The organism is Methylopila sp. 73B, assembly GCF_000526315.1.
Lineage (GTDB): Bacteria > Pseudomonadota > Alphaproteobacteria > Rhizobiales > Methylopilaceae > Methylopila.
In genome coordinates this window covers 2,243,550-2,257,313 of record NZ_JAFV01000001.1, presented here as the reverse complement: position 1 = coordinate 2,257,313, position 13,764 = coordinate 2,243,550, and the positions used below count along the sequence as shown (strand labels likewise).

12 protein-coding genes and 1 pseudogene are annotated in these 13,764 nt (G+C 66.8%); 4 read left to right on the top strand and 9 right to left on the bottom strand.

Features of this window, described 5'->3' with window-relative positions; translation table 11 throughout:
• Positions 1-144: 144 nt before the first annotated feature.
• Entirely contained in the window at positions 145-1,059 is a 915-nt protein-coding gene (locus K244_RS0110950; RefSeq protein WP_020186308.1) for an AraC family transcriptional regulator, read from the bottom strand.
• Positions 1,060-1,262: 203 nt separating this feature from the next.
• Between K244_RS0110950 and K244_RS0110945 the strand changes: the two genes are divergently transcribed.
• On the top strand, positions 1,263-2,315 hold the full coding sequence (locus K244_RS0110945; RefSeq protein ID WP_020186307.1) for a phenylacetaldoxime dehydratase family protein: 1,053 nt from the start codon (positions 1,263-1,265) through the stop codon (positions 2,313-2,315).
• A 159-nt stretch (positions 2,316-2,474) separates the two neighbouring features.
• Here the strand turns inward: K244_RS0110945 and K244_RS0110940 are convergent, their stop codons facing one another.
• Entirely contained in the window at positions 2,475-3,722 is a 1,248-nt protein-coding gene (locus K244_RS0110940) for an acyl-CoA dehydrogenase family protein (RefSeq protein WP_020186306.1), read from the bottom strand.
• Between the two features lie 224 nt (positions 3,723-3,946).
• Here K244_RS0110940 and K244_RS0110935 point away from each other — a divergent pair, with 224 nt between their 5' ends.
• Positions 3,947-4,921, top strand: a complete 975-nt coding sequence (locus tag K244_RS0110935) for a helix-turn-helix domain-containing protein (protein ID WP_020186305.1) — start codon at positions 3,947-3,949, stop codon at positions 4,919-4,921.
• A 115-nt stretch (positions 4,922-5,036) separates the two neighbouring features.
• Here the strand turns inward: K244_RS0110935 and K244_RS0110930 are convergent, their stop codons facing one another.
• From K244_RS0110930 to K244_RS0110915, 4 genes are all read right to left on the bottom strand, one after another.
• On the bottom strand, positions 5,037-5,795 hold the full coding sequence (locus tag K244_RS0110930; RefSeq protein WP_020186304.1) for a CbtA family protein: 759 nt from the start codon (positions 5,793-5,795) through the stop codon (positions 5,037-5,039).
• Positions 5,796-5,879: 84 nt separating this feature from the next.
• Positions 5,880-6,089: a CbtB domain-containing protein gene (locus tag K244_RS0110925; RefSeq protein ID WP_020186303.1), complete on the bottom strand. Its 210-nt coding sequence runs from the start codon at positions 6,087-6,089 to the stop codon at positions 5,880-5,882.
• 149 nt (positions 6,090-6,238) lie between these two features.
• Positions 6,239-7,135 (bottom strand): transporter, encoded by an 897-nt coding sequence (locus K244_RS0110920; protein WP_020186302.1) that lies wholly within the window; start codon positions 7,133-7,135, stop codon positions 6,239-6,241.
• A 930-nt stretch (positions 7,136-8,065) separates the two neighbouring features.
• Positions 8,066-8,590 (bottom strand): MarR family transcriptional regulator, encoded by a 525-nt coding sequence (locus K244_RS0110915; protein WP_155931991.1) that lies wholly within the window; start codon positions 8,588-8,590, stop codon positions 8,066-8,068.
• A gap of 105 nt (positions 8,591-8,695) precedes the next feature.
• Between K244_RS0110915 and K244_RS0110910 the strand changes: the two genes are divergently transcribed.
• Positions 8,696-9,751 carry a substrate-binding domain-containing protein gene (locus K244_RS0110910; RefSeq protein WP_051460021.1) on the top strand — a complete coding sequence of 352 codons (1,056 nt, stop codon included), beginning with the start codon at positions 8,696-8,698 and terminating at the stop codon, positions 9,749-9,751.
• A gap of 77 nt (positions 9,752-9,828) precedes the next feature.
• On the opposite strand, the pseudogene K244_RS24165 reads toward K244_RS0110910, so the two are convergent.
• From K244_RS24165 to K244_RS0110895, 3 genes and pseudogenes are all read right to left on the bottom strand, one after another.
• Positions 9,829-9,978, bottom strand: a pseudogene (locus K244_RS24165) (IS5/IS1182 family transposase); the annotation flags it as partial.
• Between the two features lie 425 nt (positions 9,979-10,403).
• Positions 10,404-11,741, bottom strand: a complete 1,338-nt coding sequence (locus K244_RS0110900) for a HAMP domain-containing sensor histidine kinase (RefSeq protein ID WP_020186298.1) — start codon at positions 11,739-11,741, stop codon at positions 10,404-10,406.
• A complete protein-coding gene (locus K244_RS0110895; RefSeq protein ID WP_024816447.1) occupies positions 11,741-12,412 on the bottom strand; it encodes a response regulator transcription factor in 672 nt (223 codons plus the stop codon). Before K244_RS0110895 ends, K244_RS0110900 begins: the two co-directional genes overlap by 1 nt.
• A gap of 208 nt (positions 12,413-12,620) precedes the next feature.
• Here K244_RS0110895 and K244_RS0110890 point away from each other — a divergent pair, with 208 nt between their 5' ends.
• Positions 12,621-13,763 (top strand): efflux RND transporter periplasmic adaptor subunit, encoded by a 1,143-nt coding sequence (locus K244_RS0110890; protein ID WP_036305684.1) that lies wholly within the window; start codon positions 12,621-12,623, stop codon positions 13,761-13,763.
• Position 13,764 lies beyond the last annotated feature (1 nt).

Below are 13,764 nucleotides of genomic sequence, written 5' to 3'. Positions count from 1 at the left end.
ATATTTGAAAAATCAAATATCTATTCGATGACGTTTCAGGCGGCGTGACGGCGGGACGCCCTCGTCTTCGGAACGGTCTAGTCTAGGGGCCGAGGGTCGTCCGAAGCGTTCCGGCGCGGGGCCGCGGCCGCGCGCGGCGTGAGATCAGCGCTCCGGCCGTTCGGCGGCCGTCCTGTACTGACCCGGCGTTCGCCCCGTCGCCTTGCGGAAGGCTCGGTTGAAGCTCGATTGCGAGCCGAAGCCGGTGGACAGCGCGACCTCCACCAGGGACTGGCCGTCGGCGGCCAGCTTCCGCTTGGCGGTCTCGATCCGTCGCTCCAACACGTACTGATGCGGCGTCTGTCCGGTCGAGCGCCGGAACATGCGGGAGAAGTGAAACGGGCTGAGGCACGCCGCGGCGGCCAGATCGCGCAGCGTCAGCTCCTCGCTGAGGCGGGCCTCGACCAATTCCGCGACCGCCTGGAGGCGGCGGCCGTCGAGCGGCTCGCGGGACAGGCGCTCGGCCGGCGGGACGAGGCGTCTCGTCAGATAGGCCGCGAGCAGATGGGAGGCTAGCGTCAGCCTGAGCCCGTCCGCGAGCAGCCGATCAGCGGGCCCCGCCGGGGACCGCCGCATCTCGCGGAAGCGGAGGGCGATCTGGTTGAGCAGCGGATCGAAGGCGCCGCCGGCGTAGTCGAGCTCGATCCGGCCGGCGTCGAGTCCGAACTCCTCGAGCGCCGTGTCGCCGAGAAGGCTCGGCGGGAGGAAGAAGTGGACGACCTCGTGCATCGTGGCCGACAGCGCGATGTCGGTTTCGTGCACGCCGGCCGGGCACAGCCAGAACATGCCAGGCGCGCCCTGGCTGCGCTGCCGGCGCCCGTCGCCGGTGCGCTCGACGCTCAAACGGCCGCTCAGCATCACGGCGACCTCCGTTGAGGTCAGCGTCAGCTCCGGCAGCCGGCCCGCCCCATGCCGCCAGGTCTCCACGCGCATCAGCGGGCCGGCATGCTCGACCGCCAGGAGCTCCCCGGTCGCATACTTCCGGACGCTGTGACATTCGATGGCCATGGCGGCCCCCATCAGTTCGCACGCCGTTGGCGGCCGGCGGAGCAACTTCGGTCAAAAATTGCGCAAGCCTGAAAAATACTCACGCCCCCGCTCCGGGGAGGATCGAAGCCAAGCGGACGGTCGATCGGCGGGGCCGCGCGACGTCCCGCTCCCGCAGGACGGGCTCTGCGACCGTACGCTTCGTTCCTGCGCACCGGCCATCGAGGAGAACCGCCATGGAATCCGCAATCGACGCCCATCTGAAGTGTCCGCGCTCGCTGTCGCGCCGCGTGGCGGACGACTACCGGCCGCCGTTTCCGATGTGGGTGGCGCGCGCCGACGAGGACCTCACGCAGGTCGTGATGGGCTATTTCGGCGTGCAGCACCTGGGCGCGGACGCTCGGCCCAGGGCCCTTGCGGCGCTGCGCCACATCGTCGACGGCTTCGCGGCCGAAGACGGCCCGGGCCACCACGACCTGACGCATCACGTCGACGCACAAGGCTACGACAACCTGATCGCGGTGGCGTACTGGCGCGATCCGGCCGCCTTCGAGCGCTGGATCGCCTCCGAGCCGGTGAAGGGCTGGTGGGAGTCGGACGACCGGTTGAACGACGGCGTCGGCTATTTCCGCGAGATCGTGTCGCCGCGCGCGGAGCAGTTCGAGACGCTTTACGCCTTTACGGACCGCTTTCCCGGCGTCGGCGCGATCATGGACCGCGCGAGCGGCGAGATCGAGGAGCACGGTTACTGGGGCTCCATGCGCGACCGGTTTCCGATCTCCCAGACCGACTGGATGGCGGCCTCCGGCGCGCTCGGCGTCGTGGCGGGACAGCCGCAACTCGGCGGACGCGTGGTGATCCGGGCTCACGACAATATCGCCCTGATCCGCTCCGGGCAGGACTGGGCGGAAGCCGACGGCGATGAGCGCAAGCTCTATCTCGAGGAGATCGAGCCGACGCTGCGCGCCGGCATGGACTTCCTTCGCGACAACGGCCAGGGCGTCGGCTGCTACAGCAATCGCTACGTGCAGATCATCGATATCGACGGCAACCCGCTCGAGAAAAGCTTCAATATCGGCCATTGGCGTTCGCTCGATCTGCTCGAAAGATGGGCTGAATCGCATCCGACCCACCTTCGGATCTTCGTCACCTTCTTCCGTGTCGCGACGCAGCTGTCGAAACTTCGGCTGTATCACGAAGTCTCGGTCTTCGACGGGAAGAACCAGACCTACGAGTACGTCAACTGCCATCCGCAGACCGGCATGATCCGGGACGCCCAGGCCGCCTGAGGGCAGCCGAGGAGCGCAGGCTGCCCCGGCCCGCGCCCCTCGCCGGATTGGAAGCGAACGTCCGGCGCTCGTCTCTCGAGCCCCAGACAGATTATGATTGAAATTACAATATTCGCAATATGGCCTTTTAGGCCATCCTCGGCCCGGAGCTTGCTCCGTTTAGCCCCGGGCCTCGGCGGAGGCCATCGGGTCGTAGCCCTCCGCTCGGAACATCGCGTGGAGCTGCCTGCGGCGCACGCCCATGTTGCCGCCGTCGTAAAGCGGGAAGCACATGGCGTCCTGCATCAGCCCGGCGAGCGGGAACATGTCGGTGTAGCTGTCGATGCCGACCAGCCGCATCGCGTCGTAAACCCCTTCCACGCACAGTTCCGAACAATAGACCTTCGTCATGATCGCGAGCTCCCGGCTTCGGGTCTCGGTGATGTCGAACTGGTGGCACGACTTCCAGGTCAGGTAGCGGGCCGCCTCGATCTTCATCTTAAGATCCGCCAGCATATAGCCGACGTTCTGGTGCTCGATCACCGGAACGACGCCCGACCGCTTGTCGGTCTTGGCGAAGGCGAAGGCGACGTCGAAGGCGGCGCGCATCACGCCCACGCAAGCCGCGCCGATCAGGGCCGCCGTCCAGGAGAACGCCGTCTCGACGATCTCGGCGCCGTCGCCGGGCTTGCCGAGGATGTTGCCCACGGGCACGCGCACCTCGTTGAAGTGCATGCGGGGCGAAATCGTCGCGCGGTGGCCGACGGTGTCGAGAATTCCCGCGACCTCGATGCCCGCCGCGTCGCCGGGGACAAGGATCACCGCAAGCGACTCGCTCGGCGGCAGCGCCGGATCGGTGCGGCATACGACGCTGTAGAGGTGGGCGCCCCTGCCGTCCCAGCCGGTGCCGTTGGTCGTGTAATGCTTCTTGCCGGTGATGACCCATTCGTCGCCCTCGCGGCGGGCGAAGGTCTGCACGCCGGCGGTCGGGTCGGGGCAATCGAAATTGGCGCCGCCGGTCACCTCGGTGAAGGCGAAGGCGGCGAGCCGCGAGCCGTCCTCCACGAAGTCGGGGATGAAGCGCTGCTGCTGCTCCGCGTCGCCGTAGCGCAGCAGGGGCTGGAGGCCGAGGCCGGTGGCGAGGATCGCCGACGGCGTGTTGATGTCGACGGCCGCGAGCTCTTCCGCCGCCACCGCGAAATCGAGCGTGCTCAGCTCCGTTCCGCCGAACTTTGCCGGGAGCAGCGCCTTGACGAAGCCCGCTTCGACCATGGCCTCGTAGTACGGTCGGATCGCGTAGAAGCGCTGATCCGGCAGCGGCAGTGGCGCGATCGTCGGCGCCACCTTGCGAAGAACTTCGGCTCCGAAGGCGCGGGCCCCGGCCTGCAACGCCTTCTGGGTCTCGCTGAGTGTGAAATCGATCGCCATCGCATAACCTTTCGAGAGGGTGAGCCGTGTCCGGGACCGGCGATCGAGGCTAGGTCGGCGGCGAAGTCGCGTCTTAGACGATCATGCAGCGCGATTTGACCATCTGTGCGCCGCGCGTCGCGCCGCCTGTCTAGAGCGTGGCCGCGGCGCCAAATTGGCGCGGTTTTTGCGTCCGATGCTTCGGCTATCTTGATCGCGACGCGACGATCGGACGGACGTCTTTCATGCGTGTCTGGACGACGGAAGATCAGCTTCCGCAGCATCAGTTCAGCTATTGGCGCGAGGTGCTCTGCGAGGCCTTCGTGGCGCTCGATCCGGTTCGTAAGGGCGCCCAGCCCGAGCCCGGCTTCGTGGGGAAGGTTCGGTCGCGCCCGCTCGGCGAGACGATGCAGACCGAGATATTCTCGCACGCCCAGTTCGTGAACCGGCGGCCGGAGGAGATCCGGCGCAATCCGGTCGCCTGCTATTTCGCCAACTTCCAGGTGGAGGGAGCCTGCGTCGTCCGGCAGGACGGGCGGGAGAGCATGGTTGGGGCCGGTGATTTCGCGCTCGTCGACAGCACCCGGCCCTACTTTCTGGACATGCGCGGCGACTGGCGGATCCTGTCGTTCCGCATTCCGCGGAGTCAGCTTCAGCCGAAGCTCGCCTCGCCCCGCGGCGCGACCGCGCTGGGCGTGTCGGGCGCCGCCGGGGCGGGGCTCGTCGCGACCGCGTTCGCGGGGTCGCTCGACCGGCTGGAGGAAGGTCTGGACCCGGCGGCGGCGGACGGCATGAGCGCCGCGCTCAGCAGCGTCATCGCCGCGGCGCTCGGCGCGAGCCTGCAGAGCCGGGAGCAGGACCGGACGGAGTTTCGCGCCTCCGTCCGCCGTGCGATCGAAAGCTATATCGCCGAGAATCTGGCCGATCCGTCGCTGTCGCCCGAGACCATCGCCGCGCGCTTCCGGCTCTCGCGCCGCACGCTCTATGCGCTCTTCGAGGATTCGCCGGACTCCGTCAGCGGCACGATCCGAAGCCTGCGCCTCGATCGGACCGCCCGCGATCTCGCGCGGCCCGGCCGCAGCAGCGTTCTGGATGTGGCTTTGCGCTGGGGGTTCAACGATCCTGCGCACTTCTCCCGGCTGTTCAAACGCCGGTTCGGCGTCTCCCCCCGCGACTTCGCCGCCACCGCGGAGCCCTATGCCGAACGACGCCGGGGCTGAACTGCAGGACCCTCTGACGGGGCGCGCCCCGGATCTGGAACGCCTGCGGCGTCACAAGCGTGACCGCTCGTGACGCCGCAGGCTGGGGAGGCTTGGGGCGAAGGCGGGCGGCGGATCACGCCGCCGGCGTGAAGGCAGCGGGGCGGAGGCGCCGGCGCAGGCTGCGCTCGGTCAAGGCGCCGAAGGCGAGCCCGAGGGTCGCCCAGAAGACCGCCTGCATCGCGAGCGAGGAGACGCGGAACTGCCAGAGGAGCGTCGCCGGGAAGTTTTCGGGAACCTCGTTGATCGTCGGCAGAACGAGGAACGCGGTCCCGATCGCCACGGCGAGCGCCGCGCCGCCGGCGAGAGTCGCGCTCCACACGCCAAGCTTCGGGGCGAGGATGCGCGTGAGGACCACGGCGGCGGCCGTCGCCGCGACCGACACGCAGATGAGCGTGAAGAAGCAGACGGTGCGGAAGCCGATCGTCTCCGCCTCGCCGACCGCGGGAGGGTTCGCCGGATATTTCAGCGCCGGAATGGCGATCAAGGCGACGAAGCAGGCGAGGGCGACGAGGGCCGCCGTTCCGCGCGGGCCGACGTCTCCGAGCCGGCCGTAGGCGAAGGCGTAGACGAGCGTGAAAAGTCCGCCGAACGCCGCGCTGTAGACCACCAGTCCGGTGAACAGGCCGACGCCCGCCTGGACGGAGCGGCTGACGACCGCTTCGCCGGGCTCGTGCGGTTGCGCATGCCCGTGGGCGGCGGCTGCGCTCATCTGTTCTTCGAAGGCGATCGCCCTGTCGACCAGAGGCTCGCCAAAGGTCTTGGCGAAGGCGAAGGCGAGGAGGCCGGCAAGAACGCCGACCATCATGCCACGCAGCAGGAGATTTCCCATCATGTCGATCGTCCTCAGAGCAGGCGAGAGCGCCGCGGTCCGTCGTCGCGGCGCCGGCGGTCGCCGGACGCCGCGACGACGGCGGCCTCAGTGGCAGGGAAAGCCCAGTAGATGACGGGCGTCGTGCAGGAATTCATGAGCGTAGCCGCCCGCGCCGAACACCGAGACGTCTTGCGCGCCTCCGACGAAGTAGACCACCAGCACGGCCAGGACGCCTACGAAGACCATCCAGGGAAGAAGCTTGTCGACCGGAATCGGAATCGGCCGATCGACGGAGGTCAGGGTTTTGGCAGCCATCTTGAAATCTCCGGTTTCGGATTTGGAATCATCGCGTCACAGCGCGCCGCGCGCCGTCTGGACCGCGGTGAACGGCCAGACCGCGCCGGAGGACGCCGAGCGCCCGACATCCGCCCGAAGCAGGGCGGATGTTCCGTGCGCGCCGCGCCTCAGAAGACCTTCATGAGGCGGATCTGCCCGCGGAAGTCCTCCTTGAAGCCGCCGCTGCCGGCGACGTCGTGCTGGACCAGCCCCAGGATCTGGAAATCGGGCCTCACGAACTTGGAGATCTCGAGCCGAACCTGATCTGCGCGGGTCGCGGAGCCGTTCTCGACGCCGTTGAGCTCCTGCTTGCCGCCCCAGTACTTGGAGTAACCGACGGCGAAGCGCCACGTCTTGTCGGCCGGCGGCGAATACGACAGCCACGCCTGCGCTTGGTACGTCTCTTTCTGTTCGAGCCGTCCCGAGCCGCGCGAGATCGCATCCTTGTTGTCGCCGTACCACATGACGTCGCCGGCGATCTGCAGGGAGAAGTCGGCGAAGTTCTGCTGGTATCCGGCCTGCAGGTCGAACTTCCAGCGGTTCTCGCCAAGGTTGAGCGCCTCGCCGGCGTCGTACGAGCCAAGCGGCAGGAACAGGTAAGGCGTGATGGCGAAGAAGCTGCCGGACCGCGTGTCGTTCAGCAGCCAGACCGGCGCCGCCAGGATCGGATCGGCCAGGCCTTGGGTCGATTCGAACTTCGCTCCTCCGATCTTGCCGTCGTAGAGCGCGCCGAACGGCAGCAGAACCTGCGGCGCGACGGTGATTCCGCCGATGTCCATGTAATGGACGAGGCGGAGGATCTCCGTCATGGAGTCGAGGCTCGTATCCTTCTTGAACCTCGGTCCCCCGAGCGCCTTGTACGACCCCCGCGAGGTGAAGGTGGTGTACGAGAGCGCCACGGTCGTGCCGGCCGGCGCCGGCATGTAGTCCATGGAGTTCAGATCGACCGCTTTGGCTGGCGTCGCCGCATTCATCGCCAGAACGAGCGCAGCGATCCCCCAGGCCCGGCAAGCTGCTGCGAGCATGAAAATCCCCTTCTCCAGATGGCCAGAGGGCGCGGGCCCCCGAACCAATCATAGATTTTTCAATGGCTTGAATTACGCTCTTCGAGAGCGCCGAGCGCCTCCGCGCTCCTTCTGCTCGCCTCACGAAGGCACGCGGTAGGGCCGATTTTACGGTGGCATGCCCATGTGCGATCAGTGGCTTACAGCGGAATTAGAATGGCATATTGAAATTAGATTATTCAACTATTTTTTTTGAGATATTTTCCACGTGACGCGAGCGTCGCCCTTCCGCCACGTGCCTGCGAGGGGGGGCGCCGCCCCACCTCATCGCCGGCGGAGGCGCGGATTTGCGAATTCGCCGCTCCCTGGGCCGCTACGCCTCGCGGGGCGGCAGTCCCGCGTCCCGCGCGCGACCGGAGACCGCCGAAGTGGCCCACATCCTCGTCTTCGTCTGTCAGGGCGCGACCGCCGCGGCGCGGCGCGGCCGGTTTCCCGAACCGGGAGCGCCCTTGGACCCCGAGGCCGCGGCCGGCGCTCTCCTCGCCGTGACGCCGAAGGCCGATCGCGCGCTCTGCGGCGCGCGGCTGGCCGCGCGCGAGACCGGGCTCGCCCTGAGGCGGACGGCTAATATAAAGGTGGATCCGGGCTGCGCGACCTCGACTCCGGCCTCGGGGCCGGGCGCCCGGCGAAAGAAGTGCAGGCCGAGGACCCCGCGGTCTTCGCCGCCTGGATGGCGGATTCCGCGGCGGCGCCATCGCCCCGTCCGCCGTCATCCGGGCCGCGGTGGTTCAGGTCCCGGACGCTGCCCGCAGGCCTTCGGAGCTTGGGACCGCGAGCGGTTCAGCCCGATGCAGATCACGAGCGATGGCCGTCGCTGGCGGCTGCGCCTTCGGGGAGGAGCGCCCCGCCTGAAAGGAGGGGGGCTGAGGCCGGCCGCCCCCGCGCGCCCGGTCAGCCCTCCACCAGCCCCCGCAGCATGCGCGTCAGCTCTTCGGCCTGGGTCTTGTCCAGGCGTTCGAGGAGGCCGCGCTGCTGGTCCCGGGTTACGCCCTTGATCTTCTGGTAGAGCGCCTTGCCCTTGGAGGCCGTGAAGATGAGCACGCGCCGGCGGTCTTGCGGCGACGGCGCGCGATAGACGAGCGCATCGGCCACCATCCGGTCGATGATCTTCGTCAGCGTCGCAGGGTCGATGAGGACGGCGGCGGCCAGTTCGCCCATCGCCCGCCCGTCCGTCGAGTCGAGCGCGCTCAGCACGCGGAACTGCTCGAGCGGCAGCCCCTGCGGTCGCAGGGCCTCCTCGAGCTGCTCCTCAAGCCGCCTGTTCACGCTGGCGATGACATAGGCCAGCTGGTCTTCGAGCTTCAATGATCGCGACACCGATACGACTTTCGCTTCAATAACGTCGTTTGCGTTAATTTGGAGTGCAATGTCCGCAATTTCAAGCTCCTTGGCGGCGTTCGATGCGGCATTGTGCATCTTCACCCTTGAGTCCGCACAGTTTTTAGGCGCGCGATGGGGGTGTCTGTTTGTTAGGCTAGCGCTCTTTTGGCCGTCGTCTCATCAGTCGACCGCGTGGACACGATGCAATTGCGCGAGCTCACTGTAGCCCTGCTGATCTCCCGCGAAGGCCCCGCGGGCATTTGGGGACCTTCGTGCGAAGCGAGCGCCTCGATGGCGGTCGCGGAGATCAATGCTGGCGGGGGCATCCTTGGTCGGCGGGTGGAGCTCGTGATCGCTGACGCTGGCTCTTCGGACAGGACCGCGGCGGAGGCGGCGTCGGCCGTGGTCCAGATCGACGAGGCGGACGCCGTCGTCGCCTTGGTGACAAGTTCGGCTAGGCCTTGGGTCAGCCGCTCACTCGGCGGCCGCGTGCCGCTGGTCTACACGCCGCAGAACGAAGGCGGCATCTCCGACGCAGGCGCGGTCTCGATCGGCGAGACGACGCCCGCGATCCTGGGGCCAAGCCTGCACTGGCTGATCGAGACGAAGCGCGTCAGCCGGTTCTTCCTTCTCGGCAACGACTACATCTGGCCAGACAGGTCTATGGCCGTCGCCAAGCAGATGATCATCGACGCGGGATGCGCCATTGTCGGACAGAAGGTCCTGCCGTTCGGCGCGAATTACGACGACAGGTTGATGGCCGAAATCGACAGGACGCACCCGGACATTGTGATGTCCTGGCTTCTGGGGCACGAAACGGTCGTTTTTAATCGAGCGTTCGCCGAATTCGGGCTGGCGTCCCGTATTCTACGGTTTAGCAGCGCCATGGACGAGACGATACTTTACGGCATCGGCGAAGACTATACAGAGAACCTATTCACGGCGTCGTCCTACTTTGCGACGCTGCGGACAAAGAATAACAGCGCGTTTCTGGAGCGCTATCACACGTGTTTCGGAGAGACGCCTCCGCCCGCGAACAGCTTCGGAGAATCGGTCTACGAAGGCTTCCACTGTTTTGCGGCGCTGGCGCAGGCGGCGGGCAACATTCGCATGGCCGACATGCGCAAGAACGTCGGCCGCGTCGCCTTGGCCCGCACCGCGCGCGGACTGCAGGCCGAAGTCGCAGCCGGCGCTTCGCATCCCGTCTTCATGGCGGCGGCCGAGGGCCACGATTTCCGGTTGATGGCCGCATTCTAATCGGGTCGCGGCCTTGGAGGGCGGCCTTGTCGATCCGTGAGCGCGTGGATCTTGGTCGTGCGCCCTCCGCGCGATCAGCGGACCGTTTAGTGGCGCCCGCCTTTGCCGCCGGCGGCCGAGCGATGGGCCTTCACCGCGGAACTGTCGATCATGACGTGATCGGCCGGGCCCGCCTCGGCGACCAGCGCCATGAACAGCTTGCGCCAGACGCCCCTCACGGCCCCGCGAGATAGGCGGCGCCTCCCTCGGTCAGGGTCACGCGCCGGTGGCTTCGGACGAACAGCGGTCGGCCGAACCAGTCCTACAGGGCCCGCACACCCGTCCGCTTGACGCCAGCTTGGGGCATCCGTCTCGCCCATTGCTGGAAATTCAACTAAGCTGGGTTCGACGGCTTGCTGGAAGTCTGTCCCGGCTCACCACGGGCGATGAGCTCTGAAAACGGCTCAAGCCGCGGCATGATCCTCCGAGGCGCTAGTCGCGTGACATCGGTCGCAACGGTGGCCGCATTTGGCTCCGTCGACTTCCGGTTTCCCCCGCCGGACGACGGGGGCCCGAGCTGCGGGCGGCGATCGCGCCCCCACGTCGCCCGCAACTCCCCGCTTCACGCGGGCTAGGATACATAGGCCGGCCGCGCCTCGGTGGCGGCAGTGGTTCAAAGACGCAGCGTGAACGCGCTTCCGCTCGAACTGCTGGTCACGAGGACCTGGCCGCGATGCCTGTCGACGATTTGGCGGACAAGGCTCAATCCGAGCCCGGCGCCCCTGCTTCGCGGCGTGACGCGGTAGAACGGCTCGAAGATGAGGTCCTGCTGGTCCGGGGGGATGCCTCCTCCATGGTCCGCCACGACGATCTCGCCGGAGGCGGTCACCGTGACCGAGATTGTCCCACGATTGCCGCCATGATCGATGGCGTTTCGAACCAAGTTGCTGATCGCGCGGGGCAATGAGGAGGGACTGCCCTTCCGTTCCAGCCGCTCCACTTCGCTGTCGAACGTGATCTCGTAGCCGGCGCCGATGGCGAGCGGAGCCAGATCCGCCACGATGTCGCGGGCGATGTCAACCAGGTCGACCATCTCCTGGTGGTCGACGTCATGCTCCTGGCGTTCGAAGTCGAGCAACTGCTCCGCCATTTCGCCCAGCCGCGCGACATCGTCGAGCAGGCGCCGCTGATGCTGTCCTTCCGGCATGCCTTCGATGCGGGTCTGCATGATCGCGATCGGCGTGCGAAGCTCATGGGCCGCGTCGATCAGAAATCGTTGGCGGACCTGGAACTGCTCCTCAAGGCGTGCAAGGACGCTGTTGAACGCGACGATCAGGGGTACGACCTCCTTCGGCACGTCATCGAGCGGCAGGCGCGAGCCGGGCCGGTGCGGATCGATCTCGGGCGCCTTGTTCACGACCCGCTGCAGCCCCTCCAGCCGCTTACGGATGATCCTCGGGACGGTCGCAAACACAGCTGGAAGCGTAAGTAGCAGAAGCGGCACATAGACCGCGTTAAGACCGCTCAACAGCGTAAGGATATTAGCGCTGGCGCTCGTGTTGCCGCCATAAAGCACACGGACTTCGCCCAGAGGCGTCTCTATGACGTCGATCGAGGCGATGTCGTTGGTCTTGCCGTCTCCGCGGATATCTGCGTCCCTGAAGTACCGGGCGTAAGGCGCCAAGCCGAGATAGGGGGCCGGGGTTGCCCCATATGAGGTGATCTCGCCATCGGTCGTCACCACGACAAACCAGAGCTTCTCGTTCTCAGTTTTGAGCGCGTCGAGCCGCGGCCCCGCATCGATGATCAAGCGCCCTTGGGCATCGCGGTCCAGCGCTTCCTCAATCGCGGCCGCCAAGTGGTTTTTCAGGCCGATGTTGGGCGACAGGCGAAGGGACCCATAGACGGCGAGGCCAAGGATCAAAATCGCGATCATGACCACAAAGACGAGACTGAGCTGCCAGCTCAGCCTCCACCACAGGGATGGATTCTTCGTCTCAGCGTCGGCCATCAGTCTTCTCTCAGCAGATAGCCGACGCCGCGGATGTTGTGGACCGTCACACCCGCCGACGCGTCGAGGAGACGCTTGCGCAGCCGGGAGATGTGGGCGTCGAGAGCGTTCGACTGAATCTCGCTCTCGTAATTGTAGACCGCGGCCTCCAGGACCGATCTCAGGACCGTCTTCCCCTTCTTCTTCGCGAGAGCCACCAGAACGAGCATCTCTCGTCTCGGCATCTCGAACGGGACGTCGTCGATCGTCACGCCAAGATGGAGGGGATCGATGGTCATCCGGCCGACGACGATCTCTGGTTCCGCCAGATGCGGCGGTCGGCGCATGACCGCGCGCAACCGAGCCATGAGCTCGTCGACGAGGAACGGCTTGCCGAGATAGTCGTCGGCGCCGACGTCGAGTCCCTCGATGCGCTCCTTCGGCTCGTTTCGGGCGGTCAGGACGATGATCGGCGTGTCGTTGCCGCCCTTGCGCAGCCGTGGAATGAGGCTCAGCCCCTCGCCGTCCGGAAGCCGCCGATCGAGCAGGATGGCGTCGTAGACGTGCTGCCTGGTCAGCTCGAACGCGTCCGTGAGCGTCCTGGTGTGATCGATGATCACGCCCTGCTTCGCAAGCGCCGCCGCCAGGGCCGCCGCCATTTCACGCTCGTCTTCGACCAGCAGCACTCGCATGGACGCTCCACCCGCCTCGGCGTTTCCATCTGCCCAAACCATTGCGTGAACATTACGAGCTCGTGCGCTGACGGGGTAATGCTGACGCAATGGTCGATCGCCAGGAATAGGGGGACTGGTTCGCCATGACGGCGGAGGCCCCAAAGCTCCCGCGGCCGTCGAGTTTCTGGCCGCCAGCTTCGGTTCAGCACTTCCGAGGTGATTCTTCATGTCGCGCACATGGGCAAAGAGCATGGTCGTCGGCGTCCTGCTCATCAGCGCCGCCTATGTCGGCCTGGTGCATTTCGATCGGCCGAGCAAGGCGAACGCAAGGCAGGGTCCCGACGCTGCGCCAGCGGCCCAGACCGTCCGGGCGCCGATCGAACTCACCGACCTCGAAGTGATCAGGCTCGAGCCGACCTCCATGAAAGAGCGGATCCGCGTAAGCGGCGAATTGAGGCCCATCAACCGTGTCGCCCTTCGCTCCAAGGCCGCGGGGACCGTGAGCGAGGTGAATGCGCGTCCGGGCCAGCGCGTGGCCGCAGGCGACGTGCTGATCCGCTTCGAGACCGAAGATCTTCAGGCCGCGCTCGTCCAGCACATCAGCAATCGGGACGGAGCGGCGGCCGAACTGCTCCGCGCGGAGCAGACGTTCGCCCGGGTCGAGCAACTGGCCCAGAAGAGTTACGCGTCGCGGGAACAGCTCGACAGGGCGCGTGGCGACCTCGGAACGGCGCGGGCGAAAGCCGAAGCCCTTTCGGCGCAGATCGATATGGCGCAGACCGCGCTGCGCAATGCCGAGATCAGGGCGCCGTTCGGCGGCGTCGTCTCAGACCGGCTGGTCGACCCCGGAGCGGCGCCGGCGGCCAATGCGGAACTCATGACGGTTGTCGACACCTCGGTGCTCGAGGCCCAGATGCTCGTGGCGACGCGCGACGTCCCGCGGCTGATGGTCGGGGACTCGGCCGAGCTCGAGATCGACGGCTTGAATGGTCGCATGGTCGCCGGAACGGTGGACCGGATCAGTCCTGTCGCCAACGAAGGCTCCAGGTTCGTGCCGGTCTTCGTACGGCTCGAAAACCGCGAGGGTCGCCTGTGGGGCGGCATGTTCGCAACCGGGTCGGTTCTCGTTCGAGAAGAAGCGAACGTTATCGTCGTTCCCGCGACGTCGCTCCGCGAGGACGAGCAAGGCCGCTACGTGCTCAAGCTCGAAGGCGACCGACTTGTCCGCCAGGCGGTCGCGGTCCGCGGCCGCTGGAACGAAGGCGAGAGCCTGCAGATCGACGGCGCCCGCATCGGCGACCTTATCGTCGCCTCGCCTCTCCCCCAGTTCAGGCCCGGAGTCGCTGCGCTTCTCGGGCGGCCGAGCTGAC

Bases quoted from the DNA above. Each gene is read 5' to 3' on its own strand.
- K244_RS0110945 (WP_020186307.1), top strand. From the start codon at position 1,263: ATGGAATCCGCAATCGACGCCCATCTGAAGTGTCCGCGCTCGCTGTCG.
- K244_RS0110940 (WP_020186306.1), bottom strand. From the start codon at position 3,722: ATGGCGATCGATTTCACACTCAGCGAGACCCAGAAGGCGTTGCAGGCC.
- K244_RS0110925 (WP_020186303.1), bottom strand. From the start codon at position 6,089: ATGGCTGCCAAAACCCTGACCTCCGTCGATCGGCCGATTCCGATTCCG.
- K244_RS0110910 (WP_051460021.1), top strand. From the start codon at position 8,696: ATGCAATTGCGCGAGCTCACTGTAGCCCTGCTGATCTCCCGCGAAGGC.
- K244_RS0110915 (WP_155931991.1), bottom strand. From the start codon at position 8,590: ATGCACAATGCCGCATCGAACGCCGCCAAGGAGCTTGAAATTGCGGAC.
- K244_RS0110895 (WP_024816447.1), bottom strand. From the start codon at position 12,412: ATGCGAGTGCTGCTGGTCGAAGACGAGCGTGAAATGGCGGCGGCCCTG.
- K244_RS0110900 (WP_020186298.1), bottom strand. From the start codon at position 11,741: ATGGCCGACGCTGAGACGAAGAATCCATCCCTGTGGTGGAGGCTGAGC.
- K244_RS0110935 (WP_020186305.1), top strand. From the start codon at position 3,947: ATGCGTGTCTGGACGACGGAAGATCAGCTTCCGCAGCATCAGTTCAGC.
- K244_RS0110950 (WP_020186308.1), bottom strand. From the start codon at position 1,059: ATGGGGGCCGCCATGGCCATCGAATGTCACAGCGTCCGGAAGTATGCG.
- K244_RS0110930 (WP_020186304.1), bottom strand. From the start codon at position 5,795: ATGATGGGAAATCTCCTGCTGCGTGGCATGATGGTCGGCGTTCTTGCC.
- K244_RS0110920 (WP_020186302.1), bottom strand. From the start codon at position 7,135: ATGCTCGCAGCAGCTTGCCGGGCCTGGGGGATCGCTGCGCTCGTTCTG.
- K244_RS0110890 (WP_036305684.1), top strand. From the start codon at position 12,621: ATGTCGCGCACATGGGCAAAGAGCATGGTCGTCGGCGTCCTGCTCATC.